Origin of the sequence: Pseudochrobactrum mosebachae (assembly GCF_048914685.1) — a bacterium.
Taxonomy (GTDB): Bacteria; Pseudomonadota; Alphaproteobacteria; order Rhizobiales; family Rhizobiaceae; genus Pseudochrobactrum.
Genome location: NZ_CP128408.1, coordinates 1,527,017 through 1,540,769, shown reverse-complemented (window position 1 = coordinate 1,540,769; position 13,753 = coordinate 1,527,017). Strand labels below are relative to the sequence as shown.

Annotated in this window: 11 protein-coding genes; 5 read left to right on the top strand and 6 right to left on the bottom strand. The window is 51.6% G+C overall.

The annotated features are described in order from the left end of the window. Positions 1-14 precede the first annotated feature (14 nt). The 5 genes from dnaN (at position 15) to MP213Fo_RS06960 (ending at position 4,893) form a co-directional block, all read left to right on the top strand. Positions 15-1,133: a DNA polymerase III subunit beta gene (gene dnaN, locus MP213Fo_RS06980; protein WP_421090900.1), complete on the top strand. Its 1,119-nt coding sequence runs from the start codon at positions 15-17 to the stop codon at positions 1,131-1,133. A 26-nt stretch (positions 1,134-1,159) separates the two neighbouring features. Further along, positions 1,160-2,317, top strand: coding sequence for a DNA replication/repair protein RecF (gene recF / locus MP213Fo_RS06975; protein ID WP_421091054.1), 1,158 nt, complete (start codon positions 1,160-1,162; stop codon positions 2,315-2,317). Positions 2,318-2,386: 69 nt separating this feature from the next. Beyond that, a complete protein-coding gene (gene moeB / locus MP213Fo_RS06970; RefSeq protein WP_421090899.1) occupies positions 2,387-3,163 on the top strand; it encodes a molybdopterin-synthase adenylyltransferase MoeB in 777 nt (258 codons plus the stop codon). A 34-nt stretch (positions 3,164-3,197) separates the two neighbouring features. Further along, a complete protein-coding gene (locus MP213Fo_RS06965) occupies positions 3,198-4,469 on the top strand; it encodes an aconitase X (protein WP_421090898.1) in 1,272 nt (423 codons plus the stop codon). Continuing rightward, positions 4,462-4,893, top strand: a complete 432-nt coding sequence (locus MP213Fo_RS06960; protein WP_421090897.1) for an aconitase X swivel domain-containing protein — start codon at positions 4,462-4,464, stop codon at positions 4,891-4,893. The genes MP213Fo_RS06965 and MP213Fo_RS06960 overlap by 8 nt, the downstream gene beginning before the upstream one ends. 138 nt (positions 4,894-5,031) lie before the next feature. Here MP213Fo_RS06960 and MP213Fo_RS06955 read toward each other — a convergent pair whose 3' ends face one another. The 6 genes from MP213Fo_RS06955 to MP213Fo_RS06930 all read right to left on the bottom strand — a co-directional run bounded on the left by MP213Fo_RS06955 (position 5,032) and on the right by MP213Fo_RS06930 (position 13,737). Further along, positions 5,032-6,000, bottom strand: coding sequence for a 2-hydroxyacid dehydrogenase (locus tag MP213Fo_RS06955; protein ID WP_421090896.1), 969 nt, complete (start codon positions 5,998-6,000; stop codon positions 5,032-5,034). Beyond that, the gene (locus MP213Fo_RS06950; RefSeq protein WP_421090895.1) at positions 5,997-7,640 is read right to left on the bottom strand and encodes an ABC transporter ATP-binding protein; all 1,644 of its coding nucleotides are present in this window, start codon (positions 7,638-7,640) and stop codon (positions 5,997-5,999) included. The genes MP213Fo_RS06955 and MP213Fo_RS06950 overlap by 4 nt, the downstream gene beginning before the upstream one ends. Next, a complete protein-coding gene (locus MP213Fo_RS06945; protein WP_421090894.1) occupies positions 7,637-8,788 on the bottom strand; it encodes an ABC transporter permease in 1,152 nt (383 codons plus the stop codon). The genes MP213Fo_RS06950 and MP213Fo_RS06945 overlap by 4 nt, the downstream gene beginning before the upstream one ends. Further along, a complete protein-coding gene (locus MP213Fo_RS06940; RefSeq protein ID WP_421090893.1) occupies positions 8,788-9,882 on the bottom strand; it encodes a microcin C ABC transporter permease YejB in 1,095 nt (364 codons plus the stop codon). The genes MP213Fo_RS06945 and MP213Fo_RS06940 overlap by 1 nt, the downstream gene beginning before the upstream one ends. Positions 9,883-9,942: 60 nt before the next feature. Then, the gene (locus tag MP213Fo_RS06935; protein ID WP_421091053.1) at positions 9,943-11,817 is read right to left on the bottom strand and encodes an extracellular solute-binding protein; all 1,875 of its coding nucleotides are present in this window, start codon (positions 11,815-11,817) and stop codon (positions 9,943-9,945) included. 69 nt (positions 11,818-11,886) lie between these two features. Beyond that, positions 11,887-13,737, bottom strand: a complete 1,851-nt coding sequence (locus MP213Fo_RS06930; protein ID WP_421090892.1) for an extracellular solute-binding protein — start codon at positions 13,735-13,737, stop codon at positions 11,887-11,889. Positions 13,738-13,753: the final 16 nt, after the last annotated feature.

Here is a 13,753-nt window from a genome sequence, read left to right as displayed (position 1 = left end):
GAGTTCTGTTCATCATGCGCGTAACCATTGAACGATCCAATCTTCTTAAATCCCTCAACCATGTGCATCGTGTGGTTGAACGCCGGAATACGATTCCGATTCTCTCCAACGTGCTGTTGCAGGGCGAAGACGGCGTGTTAAAGCTCAAGGCAACAGATCTTGATCTTGAAGTCACCGAATCGACTGAAGCCGCCATTGATGTGACGGGCGCCACCACGGTTCCGGCGCATCTGCTTTATGAAATTGTGCGCAAGTTGCCGGATGGTGCGGAAGTGATGCTGGCCAATAATGAAGACGGCACAGCAATGTCGGTTGTTTCCGGCCGCTCATCATTCCGTTTGCAGTGCTTGCCACAATCCGATTTTCCTGAACTGACAGCCGGTGTTTTCACGCATACATTCCGTATGGAGGCTTCAGCTTTAAAGCGCCTGATCGATCGCACAAATTTTGCTATCTCAACGGAAGAAACCCGGTATTACCTCAACGGTATTCATCTTTATGCCGGCGAGGAAGACGGGCGTCTGGAGCTGCGCGCTGTCGCGACCGATGGTCACCGTCTTGCACGCGCGGCTATGGAGGCACCAAGCGGTGCTGAAGGCATGCCTGCAATTATTATTCCGCGCAAAACCGTCGCGGAATTGCAAAAGCTGGTTGATCTGCCGGACACTCAGGTGATGATTGAAGTTTCGGATGTTAAAATCCGTTTCACTGTCGGCACTGTGGTTTTGACCTCAAAACTGATCGACGGCACTTTCCCTGAATATAAGCGGGTGATTCCGGCTGGCAATGATCGCAAGCTGACGATTGACCGTCAGAGCTTTGCCGCAGCGGTTGATCGTGTATCCACGATCTCCAATGAAAAAGGCCGCGCGGTTAAGCTGAGCATTTCAGATGGTCTTCTGACACTCACCGTCAATAATCCTGATTCTGGCAGCGCAACCGATGAAGTGCCGGCTGATTATGATAATGAGGCGATGGAAATCGGCTTTAACTCGAAATATCTGCTGGATATTACCGGCCAGCTTTCGGGCAAAGAGGCCGTATTCATGTTAGCGGATGCCGGTTCACCAATGCTGGTGCGCGATGAGGGCGATGAGCATCTGATCTATGTTTTGATGCCGATGCGTGTATAAATCATCCGGTGAGCAAAGATAATCATATTCAGGTACCATTATTAAGTCGCAGCGATCGGGTGAGTTTCCGTCGTCTGCGACTTAACTCTTTTCGCAATTATGCCAACCTGACTTTGCCGTTAAGCGGCGGGCATGTGGTGCTGACAGGCGAGAATGGTGCAGGCAAGACCAATCTGCTGGAGGCTGTCTCCTTTTTGTCGCCGGGGCGCGGCATGCGGCGTGCTGCCTATGCCGATGTCAGCCAAAACGGAGCAGTGGATGGCTTTGCCATTCATGCGATGCTGGAATCACCAAGCTATGGCGAGGTTGAAATCGGTACAGGGCTTGCAGGCAGCAATGGTGATACCGGACGCAAAGTGCGCATTCATGGTGCACCGGCAAGTGCCGATCAGCTGCTCGAATATTCTCGTATCATTTGGCTTATTCCGGCAATGGATGGCTTGTTTACCGGTTCAGGCAGTGACCGGCGCCGTTTTCTGGATCGTATGGTGCTGGCGATTGATGTCAGCCACGGCAAACGGGTGCTGGATTATGAAAAAGCGATGCGCAGCCGCAACCGCCTGGTCTCTGATTATAACAGCGATGCAGGCTGGCTTGATGCAATTGAAGCGCAGATGGCCGAGCTTGGCACGGCAATAGCCGCCGCGCGCGCCGAGCTGATCAGCCTGATTGCAGCAATGATTGAGCAGGCGCCGGATGACAGTCCGTTTCCGAAAGTAGACTGTTTTCTGGAAGGGGAACTGGAGGGGCGCATCCGTCTTGAGGCCGCTCTTGATCTGGAAGAGAATTTCAGGCGTCAGTTGCGCGATATGCGCGGGCGTGACCGTGCGGCAGGCCGCACACTCGATGGTCCGCATCGCACCGATATGATTGTGCATCACCGGCCGAAAGCCATGCCCGCTAGCCTGTCTTCTACAGGCGAGCAAAAGGCATTGCTGATCGGGTTGGTGCTTGCCCATGCACGCCTTACCTCCAGCCTTACCGGCATGGCACCGGTATTGCTGCTAGATGAAATTGCGGCGCATCTGGATGAAGGCAGACGTGCCGCTCTATTCGCGATTATTGATGATCTGGGCGCACAGTCTTTTATGACCGGCACTGATCAGGCGCTGTTTCGTGATCTGAAAGGCGAGGCGCAGTTTTTTAATGTCAGTGCGGCGAGCCTCACACCTTATAATATTTGAAACCCATGCTTCTGTTTGAAAAGCGGGATCGTGTTTGAAACTATAGCAATGTTGCGCTAATCTTTAACGATGAGCACACAAGAAAAACCCTTTTCTACAATCGAAATCGAGCGTTATGCGCGCCATATTATTCTGCCGGAAATTGGCGGGGCAGGGCAGCAAAAGCTGAAAGCCGCACGCGTGCTGGTGATTGGTGCGGGCGGCCTTGGCAGTCCTGCCTTGCTTTATCTGGCGGCAGCTGGTGTCGGGCAGCTTGGCATTGTCGATGATGATATGGTGACATTGTCGAATTTGCAGCGCCAGATTATTCATCACACTGAAAGCATCGGTGAAAACAAAACCACCAGCGCCGCAGCCAAGATGCAGCGCATCAACCCGCATATTGCGGTGAACTGTCATACGCTGCGTTTAACGCCTGATAATGTGGCAGAGCTGTTTTCCGGCTACGACATCATTGTCGATGGTTCAGATAATTTTGCGACCCGTTATCTGATTGCCGATCAGGCAGCTCTGTTGAGTAAGGCACTCGTCACTGCGGCAATGGGGCGTTTTGACGGTTCTATAACAGTATTGAAGCCCTATGAAAGCGATGCTGAAGGTGTCGCATATCCACATTATCGCGACCTTTTTCCTGAGCCGCCGCCGGAAGGCGTGATTCCTTCCTGTGCAGAGGCGGGCGTGATCGGGGCACTACCTGCCATCCTTGGCTCATTGCAGGCTATGGAGGTGATCAAGCTGATTACCGGTATTGGTGAGCTGCTTTTGGGCCGGTTGCTGCTCTATGATGCGCTGTCGGCGCGTTTTGAGACGATTAAATATCGTAAGCAGAACAAAGCCGCGCAATAAACCTCTTAAAATAGCTGCAACAGAGGGGAACAGCATGGCGCTCGAGCTTGGTGATAATGAACGGGCGATAATCAATGGCAGTAAGGGCGAAGGCGCGGCAATGGCTTTGCGCATTGTTGCCAGAACTGCTGAATTAATGGGTGCCCGGCGCCTCATCCCCATTGCCTCGGCACATATTGACGGTGCGCTTTATCATGGTGACAGCGGCACTTATTTTGCTGAAAAGCTGGTCGAAGGGCAGGCGAAAGTCAGTGTCCGCGCCACACTCAATGTCGGTTCACTGGATTTAACCGGCTGCTCCGGCAACCGCTTACCTGCACATCAAGCTGCAATGGCCAAGCGCATGATGCGGGCCTATATCAGGCTTGGTTGCGAACCGTCATGGACTTGTGCACCCTATCAGGCGGGGCATCGCCCGCTCACCGGCACGGATGTGGCATGGGGCGAATCCAATGCGGTGGTATTTTGCAATTCCGTGCTTGGAGCCCGTACCAACCGTTATGGCGATTATTTAGATATTGCCTGCGCTATCGCCGGTCTTGCACCGGATTACGGCCTGCACCGTCCTGAGAATCGCCGCGCCACAGTGCTGGTTGATATTTCAGAGCTAAATTCGCAAATACTCAGACAACCGGTGGTATGGCCGGTGCTCGGCAATCTTTATGGCAGGCTGATTGGTGATTCTATTGGCGTTATTGCGGGGCATATCCTGAATGATCTGGCGGAAGATGATCTGAAGGCCTTTGGAGCCGCCGCCGCATCATCGGGGGCGGTTGGCCTGTTTCATGTTGCAGGGCGCACACCTGAGGCACCGGATAGTGCAACGGCATTACATGGTTCTGCACCGCTGGAAACTATCAAAATCACGTCGCAAATGCTGCAGGATGCACGCCGGCATCTTTCAACCGTTATTGCAGAGCAGATCGATGCGGTGGCGATTGGTAGTCCGCATCTCTCACTGGCCGAGTTTGATGCACTGGAAGCGGTGATAGCAGAACGGCAGCTTGCGGTTCCGCTTTATGCCTGCACCGGTCGCCATGTTTTGCGTGAACTGGATAAGGATAACCGCAGGCAAAGGCTGGAACGCGCAGGCGTGATCATTGTGGCGGATACATGTGTGGTGGTAACGCCGATCCTGCCGGAAAAAGCGGGGGCTGTTTTAATGACCAATTCCGGAAAATTTGCCCATTATGCGCCCGGCAATACCGGTTATGGTGTGGTGTATGGCTCATTGTCTGAATGTGTGGAAAGTGCTGTGAGTGGTCGGGTGTGCTTTTCAACCGGGCAGGGTGACCGGCATGGTTAAAGGCATAGTTAAACAATCACGACAGGCTAAAGTGCTGATTGCCGGTGCGGCTGTTACCGCAACAGGTTTTGCCCTGACCGCGCCGATCAGTTTTTGGGGCGGGGTTAACCCGCAAACCGGACTAATCGCCAATATTCGCCATCCGCAATTTGGTTGCTCGGTTGCGGGTAAAATTTTGTGTCTGCCTGCCACGGTCGGCTCTTCATCAGCAGCGGCCGTGTTGCTGGAGCTGGTTTATGCAAAACTGGCGCCTGCAGCAATTATTTTGCATGAACCGGATGCTATTTTGCTGCTCGGCTTGATCGTAGCGCAGGAAATGGGGCTGCAAACGCCATGCGCGCTCCAGCTGGATCATAAGCATTATGCGGCACTGGATCAGAAGAGCCTGATGATCAGCGCGCAAGGCGCTATCAGTGCTTTATAACCGGTCAGAGCAGTTTCAGGAAAAGTGGGAACCGGTTTTCCGTCCGACACTGCTTTTAAACAAACAGATAGAGCGGTTTTTCAGCTTCAAAGAAAAGTAAAAACGCTTTAGAGCATTTCACTCCGGCCGGTTATATCATCAATATTGCTTTTCGCGGTCGACAAGATTGATCAATGTGCCGTCGCGCTCATAATTGGCCATCATCTGCACAATTTCAGGGGCAAGTGCATTAGCTGAAGAGCTGGCTGCGGCATGCGGTGTTATCGTAACTTTGGGATGTGACCATAGCGGGCTTGATTCAGGCAATGGTTCTTTTTCAAACACATCAAGGGATGCTGCAGAGAGCAGGTCACGCTCCAATGCTGTCAGAATATCTGCTTCATTCTGCAATCCACCACGTCCTGCATTGATGAGGATAGGAGCGCCAAGCGGCCCGTCTTCTTTCATCCGGCCAAACAGAGCCATCGACAGCACGCCTTTGGTATCCGGTGTCAGCGGCAGCAAACAGACCAGAATATCAGCCGTTTTCAAAAAATCGCTCAACCCGTCTTTGCCATGATAGGTGGTTACACCTTCCAGCTGTTGCGGGCGGCGGCTCCAGCCATTGACCTGAAAGCCAAGAGTTTTAAGCTTTTCTGCCGCATCACGACCAAGAATACCAAGCCCCATAATACCAATAGTGACTTCACTGGCAGCAGGCTGGCGGCGGTCTTCAAGCCAAAGTTTTTTCAACTGTTGGGCGCGGTATTGCGCGCCGAGGCGATGGTGATCCAGCACCTGCCAAACTACATATTCGCTCATCCGCATGGTCAGATCAGGCGATACTGTACGTACAATCGGTACATCCGGCACCTGACTATCGTGGAAGATATGATCCACACCGGCGCCGAGCGAAAAAATCACTTTCAGATTAGGCAGATTTGCGAGCGAGCCCGGCTGTTGTTTCCACACTAGCGCGTAATCAATTGCGGCCTCATCACCGGGCTGCACCTGCGTTACGACCTCACGGTCGGGGGCATGTTTGGCAAAGGCCTTGATCCAGATTTCAGGATCCCAGCCGCTGACGGCAAAATAGACTTTTCCCTTGGTCTTTATTGCTACATTCATTGATTTACCACTCCCTTTTCAGCCGTTTCCAGATGGAAGGCGGCTGCCATCAATGCCCGTGTGTAATCGGTTTTCGGTGCCTCGAAGATTTCTTTCGCGGGGCCATATTCCACTGCCTTACCATTGCGCATCACCAGCACATAATTGGCCAGTGCCTTAACCACACGCAGATCATGACTGATAAACAGATAGCTGAGATTGTGCTTTTGCTGCAGATTACGCAAGAGCTCGACAACCTGTGCCTGCACGCTCATATCCAGCGCCGATGTCGGTTCATCCAGCATCACAAACCGCGGATTGAGCACCATAGCGCGTGCTATGGCAATGCGCTGGCGCTGACCGCCGGAAAACTCATGCGGATAGCGAAACCGGCTTTCAGGATCAAGATTAACCTCATGCAAAGCGGCTATCACTTTGGCATCGCGCTCATCGGCAGTGAGTTTCGGCTCATGCACTTGCAAGCCCTCGGCAATAATCTCTGCCACCGACATTCTTGGTGACAGGGAGCCGAAAGGGTCTTGAAACACAATCTGCATTTCGCGGCGTAACGGGCGCATATCCTGAAAAGAATATTGATCAATATTTTTGCCTTCAAAACGGATCGCCCCTTGCGAGGAGATCATGCGCGACAAAGCAAGGCCGAGCGTGGTTTTGCCGGAGCCGGATTCACCCACAACCCCGAGTGTCTGACCGGCACGCAGCTCAATATTAATACCATCAACGGCTTTCACATGATCAACGGTCTTGCGCAAAAACCCTTTTTTGATCGGAAACCACACCTTAATATCATCGCCGGTCATAACCAGCGGCGCATCATCAAGCGCTGGCAACGGTTTGCCTTTAGGCTCGGCACTCAGAAGATGCTTGGTATAATCATGCTGCGGATTGGTGAAAATATCTTCCGTTTTGCCGGTTTCAACAATCTTGCCCTGATGCATCACACAAACGCGGTCTGCAATTTTGCGCACCACACCCAGATCATGGGTGATGAACAGCATCGACATGCCTTTGCTATGCTTCAGATCGGCCAGTAATTGCAAAATCTGCGCCTGCACAGTCACATCTAGCGCTGTGGTTGGCTCATCGGCAATCAGCAGCTCCGGCTTGTTGGCCAGTGCCATTGCGATCATTACGCGCTGGCGCTGCCCGCCCGAAAGCTGATGCGGATATGATTGCAGGCGCTTTTCAGGTTCACGGATGCCAACCTCTTCAAGTAGCTCCAATGTACGTGCTCGCGCTTGTTTTTCGCTCATACCCTGATGCAGCCGCAAGATTTCACCGATTTGGCGTTCCACCACATGCAGCGGATTAAGCGAGGTCATCGGCTCCTGAAAGATCATCGCAATATCATTGCCACGAAGCCCGCGCAGCTTGTGGTCTGACAGTGTCAGCGTGTCTTCGCCTTTGAAAATAATCTGACCCGAGGGATGGCTGGCTGTTGGATAAGGCAGCAATTTCAGCACCGACAGAGCTGAAATTGATTTGCCCGAGCCGGATTCACCCACCAGCGCTACAGTCTCACCTTTGCGGATGTCGAAGGAAATATGATCGACCGCAACGCGCTCTTGCCCGTCCTGATGAAAGGCAATCGACAAATCACGGATGCTCAGCAGCGTATCGGCTTCTTGATGGTTGCTCATTTGAAAGCCTTTCGCGGATCAAAGGCATCGCGCACCGCTTCACCGACAAAGATCAGCAGTGACAGCATCAGGGAGATGACAATAAAGCCGGTTATACCCAGCCATGGTGCTTGCAGGTTATTTTTACCCTGTGCCAGCATTTCACCCAGCGATGCAGAACCCGGCGGCAGACCAAAGCCCAGAAAATCGAGCGAAGTCAGCGTTGTGATTGAACCGTTGAGGATGAAAGGTAGAAAGGTTAGCGTTGCCACCATGGCATTGGGCAGTAAGTGCCGCCACATGATGGTGCGGTTACCAACGCCCAAAGCGCGCGCTGCATTCACATATTCAAAGTTGCGCGCCCGCAGGAACTCCGCCCGCACAATGCCGACAAAAGAGACCCACGAGAATAACAGCATAATAAACAGTAATATCCAGAAGCCCGGCGGTAGGATAGCGGCGATTATCAGCAACAGATACAGCACGGGTATTGAAGACCATATTTCAATAAACCGCTGGAACAGCAGGTCAACCCAACCGCCGAAATAGCCCTGTACAGCACCAGCAGTTACGCCGATGACCGCCGAAAAAGCAGTAAGAATCAGACCGAACAGCACGGAAATGCGAAATCCGTAAAGCGCGCGGGCAAACACATCGCGCGCCTGATCATCGGTCCCGAGCCAGTTCATATTACCAAGGGTGCAATTAGGATCTTCGCTGCCGTCAGGATAACGAACGCAGCGCTCCTCTTTCGACATCAGCCAGAAAGGTCTGGAAGGCGCCGCTTCAGGAATGTCATTATTCACGGTACGGTAGGAATAGCGCACCGGTGGCCAGACTGCCCAGCCATTCTGGTTAATCTCATCTTGTATCACCGGATCGCGATAATCGGTGACCGCGTAGAAACCACCGAATTTTTCTTCCGGATAATCCACCAGTACCGGCATCAGAATTTCGCCTTTGTATGACACCAGGATAGGCTTGTCATTGGCGATAAACTCCGCAAACAGCGAAGCGATAAACAAGAACAGGAATAGCCATAAGGACCACCAGCCACGGCGGTTGGCTTTAAAATTACGCCAGCGGCGCATATTGAGCGGTGATAACCACGGGCGTTTAACCGGCGCTACGGGCGCCGCAACAGGGCGTGGTAAAGAGATGTCGCTCATTACACATCCCTCCGGTCAAAGTCGATCCGCGGATCAATCCACGTATAAGTGAGATCGGAGATAAGGCCGACCAGCAAGCCGATGAGTGATAAAATAAACAAGTTGGCAAACACCACCGGATAGTCGCGGTTGAGCACCGATTGGTAACCAAGCAGCCCCAGCCCGTCGAGCGAGAAAATCGTTTCGATCAAGAGCGAACCGGTAAAAAACGCCGAGATAAAAGCACCGGGAAAACCGGCAATAACGATCAGCATCGCATTACGGAAAACATGGCCATACAGCACTTGCCGTTCGCTCAAGCCTTTGGCGCGTGCAGTGGTGACATATTGTTTGCGAATTTCTTCCAGAAACGAATTTTTGGTCAGCAAGGTTGTGGTAGCAAAGGCTGACAGCACCAGCGCCAGCACCGGCAAAGCCATATGCCAGATATAATCAACAGCTTTGCCCCACAGGCTCATCTGGTCAAAATCCGGCGAGGTCAGGCCGCGTAGCGGAAACCAGTCGAGAAATGATCCGCCGGCAAAAAACACAATCAGCATAATCGCAAACAGAAAGCTCGGAATTGCATAACCGACAATAATCACGGCGCTGGTCCACACATCAAAGCGCGAACCGTCACGCACCGCTTTAGCAATACCAAGCGGTATGGAGATCATATAGGATATCAGCGTGAGCCACAGGCCGAGTGAAATTGAGACCGGAAGCTTTTCTTTGATCAGATCAATCACGTCAATATCGCGGAAATAGGAGCGGCCAAAATCAAACTGCGCATAGTTCCACAACATCTGCCCGAAGCGTTCCAGCGGAGGCTTGTCAAAACCGAACTGCTTTTCAAGACTGGCAATAAACTCAGGATCAAGCCCTTGGGCGCCACGATATTTTGACGAGCCGCCACTGTCTAAGGATGCCGCACCAGCATCAGCGCCACCACCGGAAATCCTGTCCATTGCATCGCCGCCCTGACCCTGCAATTGCGCAATCACGCGCTCTACGGGGCCGCCTGGAGCGAACTGAATAACGGCAAAAGAAACGGCCATGATACCAAGAATAGTCGGAATCATGAGCAGCAGGCGTCGGAAAATATAAGCGCCCATCAGCGTAAAAATCCTGTTTGTTTTATCTAATTTTTTTCAAACTTACATCATAGAACTGAATTAAGCTTTACCAATTTTTGCGGCTTTTTCTTTATCGAGCCACCAATTTGTTTCGGGGCTGTCGCCATAGGCCTGTCTTGGCGCTGCTTGTCCAAAGCGATCCCAGTAGCTGATAAGCTGTGCGGGGCTGGTCCAGTTTGGAATCCAATCGCGGCGGTAACGCAGCAACCGGTCAAGCACACGCATAATATTGGTCAGATCGGCACGGCTATTGGCATTGTTAATATCATTGATCAGGGCATCAACCAGCGGGTCATGAATGCCAGGAAAATTCCAGCTGCCGGAAAGCTCCGCACTGTCTGAACCAAAGAAGTTGCGCAAAGTTTCACTTGTCGGTGTCGGTGAAAAGCGCATGGCTGCACCCATCATATCAAAGTCAAAACTTTGTAGACGTGCCTGATAATTTGCAGCCTCTGCCATGCGGATCGTGGCATTGATGCCGATGGCACGCAGGTTTTTGATCATAGGATTGTAGATACGGTTGAAATTTTCAGAGTTGTTGAGAATCTCCAGCTGAAAAACCTTGCCGTTTTTATCCGTAAGCCAGTCGCCTTTACGGTCGAAACCGGCATCTTTCATCAGGCTGGCGGCACGTCGCAGCTGTTCACGGTTGCGCCCTGTGCCATCATTGACCGTCATGGTCACAGGCGCTTCAAGCAGAGCTTGCTTAAGCGGTGCATCCAGCAATTGCGCATGGCGGTTGATAATCGCTTCCTCTTCAGCACCGGGCTTGCCTGTTGCCATATAGGGCGAATTGCTGAAACAGGATTGCAGCCGTTCATAGAGCCCGTAAAACAGGTTTTTATTGCTCCATTCAAAATCAAAGCAAAGCGCAATGGCCTCCCGCACACGCGAATCTTTAAACCGTTCGCGGCGCTGGTTTAATGCCCAGCCTTGTAGTGTCGGCATTTGAAATGCCGGCTCCGGCGCCTTGATAACTTTGCCGGTGCGGATGGCCTCGAAATTATATTCTGTCGCCCAGGTTTTAGAGATATTTTCTGAACGCCAATGCAGATCACCTTTTTTGAAAGCCTCAAAAGCCGGTTGCGCATCACGGAAAAACTCAATACGGATCTGGTCGAAATTATTCAGACCGCGTTGGGTGGGGTGGTCTTTTGCCCAATAGTCTTCAACGCGTTGATAGGTGATGAACTGCCCCGCAGTGCGGGCGCCCACTTTATAGGCGCCAGAGGAAAGCGGTGCTTCCAGCGTGTTTTTTTCAAATGTATTATTCTGGTAATAGCGTTGTGAAAATACCGGCAATTGCACCATATCCAAAATGGCGCGGCGGTTTTGCTTCGGGTTCTCACCGGTCAATGTGAGCCGCAAACGATAATCATTTTCGGCCTTGGCATCAAAAAGTGAATGTAACAGCAATTGTATGGCAGGATGCCCCTGCGCGCGCAGCAATTGATAGCTGAAAGCCACATCTTCTGCGGTTAGCGGTGTGCCATCATGAAAACGCGCACTTGGATTTAAATTAAAGACATAGCTTTTGCCGTCTTCTGCCGCCGCCACATCTTGTGCAATCAGGCCATAAACCGCATCCGGCTCATCATTTGAGCGCACCATAAGGCTGTCAAAGCACAGTTCCATGCGTGGCGGCGCATCCCCTTTTGAAGAGAAGCTGTTGAGCGTGTTAAAGGTGTTAGGTGATTGGTTATATGTCCAGTCATTGGCTGAAAAGATAAAGCTTCCGCCTTTGGGCGCCTCTTGATTGACATAAGAAAAGTGACTGAAATCTGCCGGGTATTTCAGATCGTCAAACACGGCCAGCCCGTGGCTGGGCTCACTTTCCATAATCAAGGCGCTTGCACGAAATGGCAGGCTGCCGCTCAGGGCTGCGGCAGCACTTAATGTAAGGCTGGCTTTCATCAATGTGCGGCGGCTAAGCCCTGTATATTCTTCAGCGGTCCGGACTGACATGATTGCCCCTCTTTACGTTTATTTTTTAGGCTTTACCCACCATGAAAACGGATCAATCCCTGCATAATCCGGTTGAGTTTCAGGCATGCCCAACTTGTTCCAATAAGCGATATTGATCGTGTCGGAATACCATTGCGGTACGGTATAATAATTCCAGAGCAGCACCCGATCGAGCGCGCGTGTGGCCGCAACCAGTTCATCGCGATCTTTGGCATAAACAACACGGTCAACCAGCTTGTCGATCGCCGGATTTTTAATGCCGGCATAATTCTTGCTACCCTTTATGTCGGCAGACTGACTGCCCCACATTTCGCGCTGTTCATTGCCGGGCGATTGGCTTTGCACGACAACCATAGTTGTGGCGTCATAATCAAAATCATTGAGCCGTGCCTGATATTGAGCATCGTCAACAACTCGCAAGGATGCATTAACGCCTATGCGGCGCAGATTGTTGATATAGGGATTAACAACGCGCTCCTGACTTGGATCGCTGCTCAGAAACTCCAGCGTGAAAATATCACCTTTTGCATTGATAAGTTTACCGTCTTTGACTTTCCATCCGGCTTCAGCAAACAAGTCAATGGCATGACGCAGATTGGTACGCATAGCTTGTGGTGTATCAAAAACCGGCAATTTATAGGCTTTGGTGAAAACCTCTTCCGGAACTTCACCGCGCACCGTTTCCAGAATTTTGAGTTCCTCCGGAGACGGCAGACCGGATGAGGCAAGATCAATACCGGCAAAATAGCTTTCAATACGTTTATACTGGTTGAAGAACAGCACACGGTTCATGCTTTCAAAGTCGAATACCGCATTAAGCGCTTCACGCACGCGCACATCCTGAAACTTTGCTTTACGGGTATTCAAAAACACGCCCTGCATGCGTCCGGCTGAATGGATGGGGAAGCTCTTCTTGATCACATCGCCGCGCTCAACAGCCGGAAAATTATACTGTTCCTGCCAGCGCTGGGCGATGTTTTCCTGACGAAAATCATAGGTGCCGCCTTTTTTGAAGGCTTCCCATGTTGCGTCATTGCTCATGAAATATTCGTATTTTACCTGATCAAAATTATAGCGGCCAACATGTGTCGGCTGATCTTTTGCCCAGTAATCCTCAACGCGCTGCCAGGTAATGGCTTTGCCTGCATTGACCGAGCCGATTTTATAGGCACTGGAACCAAGCGGTATTTCGAGGGTCGGGCGGCTGATGTCGCGTTGTTTACCGTTTTTATCTTTGCCTTCCCACCAATGTTTAGGCAGCACAACCAGATCGCCCATAATGCTCGGCAATTCACGATTACCGCTTTTGTCAAAGGTAAAAGTCACTTCATTATCGCCGGTTTTTTCCGCTTTCACCACATCCGCATAGTAGCGATTATAGAGTGGTGACTGTTTTTTCAGCGTAATAAACGACCAGATGACATCATCTGCAGTGATAGGTGTTTTGTCATGCCAATAGGCTTTGGGGTTGATGCGAAATTTTACCCATGAAAAATCATCCGGATATTGCATGGCTTCAGCAATCAGCCCGTAGGAGGCTGAGCTTTGATCCATGGATTGATCCATCAAAGTGTCATAGAGCATACCGCCGCCAAAATTGGACAGACCTGCGGCAGGCACACCTTGCACAACATAGGGATTGAGTGTGTCAAACGTGCCGACAGTCACCTGATTGAGCGCACCGCCTTTAGGCGCTTGCGGGTTGACATAGTCGTAATGTTTGAAGCCTTGCGGATATTTAGGCTTGCCTGTCAGGCTGTTGGCATGCCGCCAGGGTAATGTGGCCTCTTGCGCCTGATCTTGAGCTTGAACCAGACTGCTGCACAGGCTCAAACCTGCAATAAGCATTATCCGCAACGCTGCTTTCATTCCGCCACCCTATCAA

Bases quoted from the DNA above. Each gene is read 5' to 3' on its own strand.
- dnaN (WP_421090900.1), top strand. From the start codon at position 15: ATGCGCGTAACCATTGAACGATCCAATCTTCTTAAATCCCTCAACCAT.
- moeB (WP_421090899.1), top strand. From the start codon at position 2,387: ATGAGCACACAAGAAAAACCCTTTTCTACAATCGAAATCGAGCGTTAT.
- MP213Fo_RS06965 (WP_421090898.1), top strand. From the start codon at position 3,198: ATGGCGCTCGAGCTTGGTGATAATGAACGGGCGATAATCAATGGCAGT.
- MP213Fo_RS06960 (WP_421090897.1), top strand. From the start codon at position 4,462: ATGGTTAAAGGCATAGTTAAACAATCACGACAGGCTAAAGTGCTGATT.
- MP213Fo_RS06955 (WP_421090896.1), bottom strand. From the start codon at position 6,000: ATGAATGTAGCAATAAAGACCAAGGGAAAAGTCTATTTTGCCGTCAGC.
- MP213Fo_RS06950 (WP_421090895.1), bottom strand. From the start codon at position 7,640: ATGAGCAACCATCAAGAAGCCGATACGCTGCTGAGCATCCGTGATTTG.
- MP213Fo_RS06945 (WP_421090894.1), bottom strand. From the start codon at position 8,788: ATGAGCGACATCTCTTTACCACGCCCTGTTGCGGCGCCCGTAGCGCCG.
- MP213Fo_RS06940 (WP_421090893.1), bottom strand. From the start codon at position 9,882: ATGGGCGCTTATATTTTCCGACGCCTGCTGCTCATGATTCCGACTATT.
- MP213Fo_RS06935 (WP_421091053.1), bottom strand. From the start codon at position 11,817: ATGAAAGCCAGCCTTACATTAAGTGCTGCCGCAGCCCTGAGCGGCAGC.
- MP213Fo_RS06930 (WP_421090892.1), bottom strand. From the start codon at position 13,737: ATGAAAGCAGCGTTGCGGATAATGCTTATTGCAGGTTTGAGCCTGTGC.